The sequence below is a fragment of the Acidovorax sp. genome (genome assembly GCF_046294525.1).
Taxonomy (GTDB): Bacteria; Pseudomonadota; Gammaproteobacteria; order Burkholderiales; family Burkholderiaceae_C; genus Acidovorax.
On record NZ_JBKBKQ010000005.1, the window covers coordinates 184,736 to 194,135 of the forward strand.

A 9,400-nucleotide genomic window follows, 5' to 3' on the forward strand; every position below is an offset into this window, starting at 1 on the left:
GTGCGTGCGCGAGCCGAACACCCGCCAGGCGGGAAAGCGGGCAGTGCAGCGGTGCCGGGCGTGCCCGGGGCCTCTGCGCAGTGGCTGGGGAGAAAAATTCCAAGCCAAGTCAGGGCCTACCGCCTGACCACAATGCGCCAACAGCTACCAAAAAAGTAGCAACCCAATTTACCCTGGCGCCAACGGCAGCCACAGACAGAACTCCCCCCTGCCCTCCCATGCGGACCATCGGCAGTGCCCGCCAAGGGCCTGTGCACGGTGGCGCACATTGGCCAGCCCTTGGCCGGTGGTCAAGGCGGGCGCCGGGTGGGGGGGCGGCACAAAGCCGCTGCCATCGTCGCGTATGCGCACCACCACGCCGCCGCCGTCCGAGTACGTTGCCAAGTCGATGGCGGTGGCCTCGCTGTGCTTGAGGATATTGGTTAGCACCTCTTGCAGGATGCGCAGTACATGCAGTGCGGCCTGCGGGTCCAGCCAGGGCAGCGGGGGCAAATCCTGCACGCTCCAGGTGAGAGCAATGCCCGCCGCCTTGAGCCGGGGCGCCAGGCGAAACCGCAGGGCCGCCAGCAGCGCCAGCAGATCGGCGTCGGCAGGTGTCAGCGAGTCGATGGCAAGCTTGAGGTCGTCGATGCAGTCTTTCAGCACCAGGGCGGTGTCGGCTGTGCTGGCTTGGCCGCGCTCGACCATGCGCAGTGCGCTCATGAGCGACGAGCCGATGCCGTCGTGCATGTCCTGCATCAGTCGCTGGCGCTCGGCGGCCAGGGTTTGCTGGCGCTCCAGCACCCGCAGTTGCTCGTGGCTGGCTGTCAGCTCGCGCTCGCGCGCGGCAAGGCGGCTCTCCAGCCCGGCGTTGACAACCTCCACCGCATGGATGGCGCCCAGGTAGCGGCGGTAGACGATGGCCAGGAAGATGGCAAACAGCCCGATGGTCAGGTAAGGGGCCAGGTACACGCGCTCGATGTCGACGCGGTAGTTTTGCAGCAGCAGATCGTGCACCCCGGCAGGGATGTTCAGCGAAATCCACGCGAACAGCACCAGGCCTTCGCCCGAGCGAGCCAGCCAGGAGGCCCACAGACCCGAGATGGCAACCACCGCCGTAAGCACCGCGATAGCGATGTACACCAGCGGCAGGATGGCCGCGAGGTGCGGCAACAGATGCGGCATGGGCAGGGTGAGCAGCGTGCATAGCCCCACCAGCGCGACGATGCCCCGCGCCAGCCGGGGCATGCGCTTGCGGTGTACGCGCAGGGCAAATGCGAAGGTGACGACCATCGCCCAGCCCAGGGCGTTGACAGTAAGCCAGCCGAACCAGTCGTCCGGCACGGGCAGTGGCCTATCGTCGTCCACCACGTAGTGCAGGTTGCGCAGCAGGCACGTGACGGACACGGCAAAGAACAGCAGGTAGATGGGCTCGCGGCGGCGCACCAGCCCCACGGCCAGCGAGAACAGCCCGATGACCAGAAAGGCCGCACCCGTCTGGCTGATGAGGTCGTTCTGTACAAAGCTGCGCAGGTTGTAGCGCCACAGCAGCGCCTGCTCGGTGCCCACCCAGGCGCTGGAGACTGCCCCGCCCACGCCTTGCTGGCTGGCCATGCGCACCCAGACCGTGTGAGGCGCCGCGCTGCTGCCGCCCGTGCCGGTGACCAGGGGCAGCCACAGGGGCCGGTTGAAGCTGTTCCACACGCGGCTGCCCCGGCTGCGGTAGACCATGCGCCCGTCCACATACACCGCCACGACGCCGATGGTCTGCCAGCGCGGCAGGTACAGAAACAGGTCTTGCGCAGGCAGGCTGGCCGGCAGCGTGAGCCGGTACCAGGCCACATCCGGCGGGGCCTGCAGCGACGCGCTGCCTTCCGCCAGGCTGCGTGCGCGGGCGTGGGGCAGGGGTACCTGCGCCCAGCCTGCCATGTCGTGTACGGCTGGCGGCAGTTCGGGCGGAGGCTCCCAGCCGGCGCCGGGCTCGGCGCGAAAAAGCGCCTGCTCGATGTGCACGGCGCCACCGTCCCGCGCCCCGCCGCCGCAGGCTGAAAGCCAGGCCAGAAACAGCAGCCAGGCCACGCACCGGCTAATCCGCCAGCAGGCCCTGTTTGTAGGCTGCATGGATGGCTTCGGCGCGCGTGTTGACCTGTAGCTTGGCGTAGATGCGCCGCACGAAGGTGAGCACGGTGGTTCTGGAGACGCCCATGGAGCGGGCGGTTTCTTCGGTGGTGAAGCCCTTGCTCACGTAGCGCAGCACCTCCTGTTCGCGTGCAGACAGGGTGGTGGGCGAGCTGCCCGCAGGCGCCAGGCTGGCGGCGGCGCGTGCCAGGATCTTGCGCGCCACCATGGGGCTGATGGGGCTGCCGCCCGCGTGCAGGCTGCGAATTTCCTCGGCCAGCTCGGCGGCACTCACGTCCTTGAGCAGGTAGCCCATGGCCCCGGCTTCGATGGAGCGCAGCACATGGTCCTCGTCGCCAAAAATGGTGCTGACCAGGATGCTGCAGTCAGGCCACTGCACGCGCGCGGCGCGGATCACGTCCAGGCCCGAGCCGTCGGGAAGGCCCAGGTCCACCAGCAGCACGTCTAGGGGTGTCGTGGGCAGCCGCTCCAGCGCCTCGGCGCGGCTGGTGGCCAACAGCGCCAGCGCCAGGTCGTGCTGCTGGGCGATCATGGTCACCAGGGCGTCGCGGCTGGCGGCGTCGTCTTCCACCACCCCTACGCGCAGCGGGGGCGAAGGTGGGAGGGCAGGCATGGACATGGGCGCGTTCATCGGGGTCATTCCCCTTTCCAGAACGCGGGCTGGGCATAGTGGTGCTTGAGGAACTCGATCCACAGCCGCACGCGCAGCGGCATGTGCTTGCGCTGGGGAAACACCACGAAGATGCCGTTGGGCGGCGCGGCAAAGTCCTCCAGCACCGGCACCAGTCGCTGGGCGGCGATTTCGGCCTCCACCTCCCAGGTGCTGCGCCAGGCGATGCCGTAGCCAGCCAGGCACCAGTCATGCAGCACCTGGCCGTCGGAGCAGTCCAGCGGCCCGCCCGGCTTGAGGAAGGCCACTTCGGTGCCCCCGCCATCGACGGGCATGCGAAACGCCCAGCCGCGGGTTTGCGAGGCCTCGCTGGACAGGGTGAGGCAGTCGTGCTGCAGCAGGTCGGACGGGTGCTGGGGCGTGCCGTGGCGCTGCAGGTAGGCCGGCGTGGCCACGCACAGGCGCCGGTTGTCGGCCAGGCGCACGCTGACCAGGGACGAGTCGGGCAGGTCGCCCACGCGCACCGCGCAGTCGTAGCCTTCGCCCGCCAGGTCCACCACGCGGTCGCTGAGGTTCAGCGAGATCGTCACGTCCGGGTGGGCGCTGCGAAAACGCGGCACCAGCGGCGCCACGTGGCGGCGGCCAAAGCCGGCCGGGGCGGTGATGCGCAGATGCCCGGTGGCCTTCACGCCGCCAGCCGATACGCTGGCCTCGGCATTGGCCACGTCGGACAGCAGGCGCTGGCAGTCTTCCAGAAACGCCGCGCCCTCATGCGTGAGCGAGATGCGCCGCGTGGTGCGCACCAGCAGTTTCACGCCCAGGTGTTCTTCCAGCGCATCCAAGCGGCGCCCCATGATGGCGGGCGCCACGCCCTCGGCCTTGGCGGCGGCCGTGAGGCTGCCGCGGGTGGCCACCGACACAAAGGATTCGAAGGCTTTGAGCTTGTCCATGAGATGATAATTTTGACTTAAAAGTGGCTCTAGCGCTTATCCAACAAGCGCTAACAGCTCACTTTTCAATAGCAAATTGCATCAGATCATTCATGGTAGCCACTTTTGCAAAAAAGTCACTGGTTTAGAGAGTTTCAGCGTATTTATATGCATGGGTATTTGCAATACAGTGGACCCATCGTCGCTGCTTTTGGCGTCTCATCCCTTCTTCATTCCTTTATCAGAGAGCTTTCCCATGACCGACCGCACCCAAGTCCACGGCCTGCAAGTGGCCACCTCCCTGTTCCGCTTTGTCGAAGACAAGGTGCTGCCCGGCACGGGCGTGGGCAGCGAAGCGTTCTGGACAGGCTTTGACGCCATCGTGGCCGACCTGGCCCCGCGCAACATCGCCCTGCTGGCCGAACGCGACCGCCTGCAGACCGAGCTGGACACCTGGCACAAGGCCAACCCCGGCCCCATCAAGGACATGGTGGCCTACCGCGGCTTCCTGGAAAAGATCGGCTACCTGGTGCCCCAGCCTGCCGAGGTGAAGGCCACCACCACCAATGTGGACGATGAACTGGCCACCCAGGCCGGCCCCCAGCTGGTGGTGCCCATTCTGAACGCCCGCTATGCACTGAACGCCGCCAACGCGCGCTGGGGCAGCCTGTATGACGCGCTGTATGGCACCGATGCCATCCCCGAGATCGATGGCGCTGAAAAGGGCAAGGGCTACAACCCCGTGCGCGGCGCCAAGGTGATTGCGTTTGCACGCCAGGTGCTGGACGACACGGCGCCTTTGGCTTCAGGCTCGCACAAGGATTCAACGGGTTACAAGGTCGAAGGCGGCCAGCTGGTCGTGTCACTCGCCAACGGCAGCACCACGGGCCTCAAGGACGCGTCGCAGTTCAAGGGCTACCAGGGCAACGCCGCCGCGCCTTCGTCGGTGCTGCTGCAGCACAACGGCCTGCACCTCGATATCCAGATCGACCGCAGCACGCCCATCGGCCAGTCCGATGCAGCGGGCGTGAGCGATCTGGTGCTGGAAGCGGCCCTGTCCACCATCCTGGACCTGGAAGACTCTGTGGCCGCTGTGGACGCCGAGGACAAGGTGCTGGGCTACAGCAACTGGCTGGGCATCATCCAGGCGACGCTGACCGAGCTGGTCACCAAGGGTGGCAAGACCTTCACGCGCGGCCTGAACGCAGACCGCATCTACACCGGCCCCGCGGGTGGCGAAGTGCACCTGCATGGCCGCTCGCTGATGTTCCTGCGCAATGTGGGCCACCTGATGACCAACCCGGCCATCCTGTGGAAGGACGCACAAGGCCAGGTGCGCGAGATTCCTGAAGGCATCATGGACGCGGTGGTGACCACGGCCATCGCATTGCACGACCTGCAAGGCCACGGCGCCAACGGAATCCGCAACAGCCGCAAGGGCAGCGTCTACATCGTCAAGCCCAAGATGCACGGCCCCGCCGAAGTGGCTTTTGCCGCCGAGCTGTTCAGCCGCGTCGAAAAGCTGCTGGGCCTGCCCGACAGCACCGTGAAGCTGGGCATCATGGACGAAGAGCGCCGTACGTCCGTCAACCTCAAGGCCTGCATTGCCGCCGCATCGAGCCGCGTGGCCTTCATCAACACCGGCTTCCTGGACCGCACGGGCGACGAGATGCACACCGCCATGCACGCCGGCCCCATGGTGCGCAAGGGCGACATGAAGACCAGCGCCTGGATCCAGGCCTACGAGAAGAACAACGTGCTGGTGGGCCTCTCCTGCGGCCTGCGCGGCAAGGCGCAGATCGGCAAGGGCATGTGGGCCATGCCCGACCTGATGGCCGAGATGCTCAAGCAGAAGATCGGTCACCCCAAGGCCGGTGCCAACACCGCCTGGGTGCCCAGCCCCACGGGCGCCACGCTGCACGCGCTGCACTACCACCAGGTGCACGTGCAGGACATCCAGACCGAACTGGAAAAGACCGACGTGAACGCCGAGCGCGACAACCTGCTGACCGGCCTGCTGACCATCCCCGTCACCGCCACCCCGAACTGGAGCGAGGCGGAAAAGCAGCAGGAGCTGGACAACAACGCGCAAGGCATCCTGGGCTACGTGGTGCGCTGGGTGGACCAGGGCGTGGGCTGCTCCAAGGTGCCCGACATCAACGACGTGGGCCTGATGGAAGACCGCGCCACGCTGCGCATCAGCAGCCAGCACATGGCCAACTGGCTGCACCATGGCGTGGTGACCGAGGCGCAGGTGCGCGAAACCTTCGAGCGCATGGCCGCCAAGGTGGACAAGCAGAACGCGGGCGATCCGCTGTACCGCCCGATGTCCGGCCACTTCAGCACCAGCATGGCCTACCAGGCGGCCTGCGATCTGGTCTTCAAGGGCAAGGAGCAGCCCAGCGGCTACACCGAGCCACTGCTGCACGCCTGGCGCCTGAAGCTGAAGGCAGCCACAGTGGCCTGAGGCGCATCGTGACGTGCCGTGGAGTGCAGGGTGGCGCCTGCGGTACACGCGGCGCCCTTTGCCTGAACTCCTGTTTTTATAGCTGTCAGCGCTTTGCCAGCAAGCGCTAGCAGCTATTTTTGCTTACAACCGGGTTTCATTCGCCAAGTGCGGCGTCCCTATGGAGGGCGCGTACGCGTACGGGGATGCGCCGTACACTGGTCTGCCGCGCTCACACGTTTGCCGCACCACACCGTGCCCCGTCGTTCTCCTCCTTCTCCTCCGGCTCACGGCCGCCCCGCCTCCGCGCCATCGGCCTCCACCTGTCCGCTTTGCGGCGGCGCCAACCAGTGCGCCATCACCGCCGGGCAGCCAGCTGAAAGTTGCTGGTGCATGGCCCGTGTGATTGAGCCCGAAGCGCTGCGCGCGCTCGCGCCAGGCGCGCGCGGCAAAGCGTGCATTTGCCCGGCCTGCGGATCGATCACCTTGGGGCAGGCGCCGGGCGGCGGCGCACCGGGTACGCCGATATGATTTCGCCTTTGTTGTTTTCGTATTTCCACCCTCACAATCCCTGCAAGGAAGTTGTCATGCCCACGTACCACGTTGAAATGATGGAAGGCCGCACCGTTGAACAGAAAAAGAAGCTGGTGGAGGAAATCACCCGCGTCTCCGTGGAAGTGCTCGGCGGCTCGCCCGAGTCGGTGGACATCCTGATTACCGACGTCAAGCGCGAGAACTGGGCCACGGGCGGCAAGCTGTGGTCTGAACGGACCTGAGGAGGCACACGGGGCGCACAGGCGCCCCGTGTGTTTTTTGCGCCCTGCCGACGCCGTCGTGCGGTGGGGCCCAGCTACCGGCAACCCGCAACACGGCACATGCACCCTTCTGCGGGCTGCCTTGGCTGCCACTCATCTTCTTCTGCAACTTGATGACGACTCCGCCTTCGCCCGGCTCCCTCGCTGCGTTGCGCGAACGCCATGGCGAGCGATATCGCTGGCTGCTATTGCTTTCGGTGATGGTCGGCACCATGGCGTCGATCATGTCCTCCACCATCGTGAACGTGACCATCCCGGACATGAGCCACTATTTCACCCTGGGCCAGGAGCGGGCCCAATGGGTCACGTCGGGCTTCATGGTGGCGACCACGGTATCGATGCTCACCACCCCGTGGCTGCTGTCACGCTACGGCTACCGCAGGACGTATGCGGGGGCCATGCTGGTCCTGCTGCTCGGGGGCGTTGGCGGCGGGCTGGCTCAGGATTATTCGCTTGTGCTAGCCGCGCGCGTGGCGGAAGGGTTGGCTGCGGGGGTAGTGCAGCCCATTCCGGCCGTCATCATCCTGTACGCCTTTCAGCCGCATGAGCAGGGGCGCGCCAGCGGCATCTTCGGGATGGGCGTGGTACTGGCGCCCGCCATCGGACCCAGTGTTGGCGGGTTGCTGGTGGACTGGTTCGGCTGGCGGTCCATCTTCTTCATGGTCGTTCCGCTGTGCATCGCGTCCCTGTGGCTGGCCTACAAGTTTGTACCGGTCACCGCCCCGGGCGGCGTGGCCGCCAATCGCCAAGGCGATCCGCTGGACTGGCGCGGCCTTCTGATAGGCACAGCAGGCACCTTGTGTTTGCTGAATGGACTGGTGGCTCTGCACGGCGGCTCCGTTCCTGAAGCGCTGGGCCTGCTGTGTGCCTCCGCGGTAGCGGTGGCGTGCTTCGTAGCGTGGCAACGCCGCCTCCTCCAGCGGGGACACAAGCCGCTCATGGACCTGCGGTTGTTTCAGTACCGCCAGTTCGCCATGGGCAGCGTTGTAGCTTTCATCTATGGCACGGCTTTGTTCGGCTCCACCTATCTGCTGCCCGTGTTCATGCAACTGGGACTTCAGTTATCGGCATCGCATGTGGGCACCCTCATGCTGCCTGCCGGGGGTGTGCTTGCCGTGACGATTGCGGTGGTGGGTCGTTTGGCCGACCGTCAGCCCACCCATATGCTGGTCAGCACGGGTCTTGCCTTGCTCGCGTTGTCCTTCGGGCTCATGGTGTTTGTGGGGCTGGAAACACCGCTATGGATGCTGGTCGCATTCGCCATTCTGGGACGTATTGGGCTGGGGTTCATTCTCCCGTCGCTCAATCTCGGGGCCATGCGTCCGCTCGACAAATCACTGATCTCGCAGGGCTCCAGTGCCATCGGTTTCTTGCGCATGCTGGGTGGTGCGGCGGGCGTCAGCCTGTGCGGTATCTTTCTCGAATGGCGGTTGAGCGTGCACGGCGCATCGTTGTCGGCGGGTGCCAACGAGCCTGCGCGCATGGCCGCCTTTGCGGAGACGTTCTGGATGCTTACCTTCTTGTGCGGGCTGGCGTTGCTGGCAGCATGGCAGTTGCGGCAACCGGAGGGCAAGGGAGGACGGTCGTGAGCCAACCGTACTGCGCACAAGGTGGGCGCGGAGCCCTGTGGATTTTAGGTCAACATGAGTGTGGTCCGCGCCCCAACTATCTTTTTGCCCTTCGTTCTCCGCACTTGCCCTTCACTGACTGCCCCTATGGAGCCTGATCCATGTGCCAACTGCTCGGCATGAACTGCAATGTCCCTACCGACGTAACCTTCAGCTTCACAGGGTTCGCCCAACGCGGGGGGAAAACCGACCACCACAGCGACGGCTGGGGCATTGCGTTCTTTGAAGATAAGGGACTGCGTCACTTTGTGGATCATCTTGCGGCTGTGGACTCGCCCGTTGCGGAGCTGATCCGCCGCTATCCCATCAAGAGCCGCAATGTCATTGCCCATATCCGCAAGGCGACACAGGGCGTCGTCAACCTCCAGAACTGCCACCCGTTTGTGCGTGAGCTGTGGGGGCGTTACTGGGTGTTTGCGCACAACGGGGACCTCAAGGACTTTCGCCCGCGGCTGCACTCGCACTTCCACCCGGTAGGCGACACCGACAGCGAACACGCCTTCTGCTGGATCATGCAGGAGCTTGCCAAGTCCCACGCCAGCGTACCGCCCGTCGCGGAGTTGACGCTTACCCTCAAAGAATTGGCAGCACGCATTGCCCCCCGTGGCACCTTCAACTTCCTGCTGTCCAACGGCCAAGCCTTGTGGGCGCACGCGACCACCAACCTTTGCTACATCGAGAGGCGCTACCCTTTCGGTGAAGCGCAGCTCAGTGACGAGGAGGTGCTGCTGGACTTCTCCAAGGAGACTCAGGAGAACGACGAGGTGGCCGTGATTGCAACCAGCCCGCTCACCATCAACGAGCGCTGGACTGCATTTGAGCAAGGGGAGTTGCTGGTTTTTTCACAGGGACGC

At 65.5% G+C, this 9,400-nt stretch carries 8 protein-coding genes; 5 read left to right on the forward strand and 3 right to left on the reverse strand.

Annotated elements, in window-relative coordinates:
* Positions 1-168: 168 nt before the first annotated feature.
* From ACK4HJ_RS08055 to ACK4HJ_RS08065, 3 genes are read right to left on the reverse strand one after another with little or no spacing between them, the layout of a single operon-like run.
* Complete coding sequence (locus tag ACK4HJ_RS08055) at positions 169-2,058, reverse strand: ATP-binding protein (RefSeq protein ID WP_409829688.1); 1,890 nt, start codon at positions 2,056-2,058, stop codon at positions 169-171.
* Between the two features lie 7 nt (positions 2,059-2,065).
* Entirely contained in the window at positions 2,066-2,758 is a 693-nt protein-coding gene (locus tag ACK4HJ_RS08060) for a response regulator (protein WP_409829691.1), read from the reverse strand.
* Positions 2,755-3,678, reverse strand: coding sequence for a LysR family transcriptional regulator (locus ACK4HJ_RS08065; protein ID WP_409829694.1), 924 nt, complete (start codon positions 3,676-3,678; stop codon positions 2,755-2,757). Before ACK4HJ_RS08065 ends, ACK4HJ_RS08060 begins: the two co-directional genes overlap by 4 nt.
* 235 nt (positions 3,679-3,913) lie before the next feature.
* Between ACK4HJ_RS08065 and ACK4HJ_RS08070 the strand changes: the two genes are divergently transcribed.
* From ACK4HJ_RS08070 to ACK4HJ_RS08090, 5 genes are all read left to right on the forward strand, one after another.
* Positions 3,914-6,124, forward strand: a complete 2,211-nt coding sequence (locus tag ACK4HJ_RS08070; RefSeq protein ID WP_409829697.1) for a malate synthase G — start codon at positions 3,914-3,916, stop codon at positions 6,122-6,124.
* 234 nt (positions 6,125-6,358) lie between these two features.
* Entirely contained in the window at positions 6,359-6,634 is a 276-nt protein-coding gene (locus tag ACK4HJ_RS08075; protein ID WP_409829700.1) for a cysteine-rich CWC family protein, read from the forward strand.
* 56 nt (positions 6,635-6,690) lie between these two features.
* On the forward strand, positions 6,691-6,879 hold the full coding sequence (locus tag ACK4HJ_RS08080; protein WP_322591207.1) for a 4-oxalocrotonate tautomerase: 189 nt from the start codon (positions 6,691-6,693) through the stop codon (positions 6,877-6,879).
* Positions 6,880-7,031: 152 nt separating this feature from the next.
* A complete protein-coding gene (locus tag ACK4HJ_RS08085) occupies positions 7,032-8,507 on the forward strand; it encodes an MFS transporter (RefSeq protein WP_409829702.1) in 1,476 nt (491 codons plus the stop codon).
* Between the two features lie 140 nt (positions 8,508-8,647).
* The coding region (locus ACK4HJ_RS08090) for a class II glutamine amidotransferase (protein ID WP_409829705.1) at positions 8,648-9,400 on the forward strand (753 nt) is incomplete at its 3' end.